Origin of the sequence: Pseudomonas rossensis (assembly GCF_039888995.1) — a bacterium.
Taxonomy (GTDB): Bacteria; Pseudomonadota; Gammaproteobacteria; order Pseudomonadales; family Pseudomonadaceae; genus Aquipseudomonas; species Aquipseudomonas rossensis.
Map to the genome: position 1 here is coordinate 1 of NZ_JBBWCB010000435.1, position 213 is coordinate 213.

1 protein-coding gene is annotated in these 213 nt (G+C 62.0%); it reads right to left on the reverse strand.

Annotated features, from left to right (window positions below; all coding sequences use genetic code 11):
* Window positions 1-213, reverse strand: a 213-nt coding sequence (locus WLY71_RS31180) for a hypothetical protein (RefSeq protein ID WP_347806626.1), incomplete at both ends; no start/stop codon positions are given.

Sequence of the window (213 nt, forward strand, 5' to 3'; positions counted from 1 at the left end):
GTTTCACCGGCCTGGTACTGAGTACCGCCGACCGTGAAATTAACTACGCTGACCGGGCCGTCGACGCTGCTGGTGCCGGTGAGCACGCTGCCGTTGACTGGGGCGTCTTCGCTGGTGGTCACGGTTTCGCTGATGTCGGTGAAGCTGTCATCGACCGGGGTCACGCTGATGTTCAAGGTCGAGGTGACGTCAGAACCGGAGCCGTCAGTGACG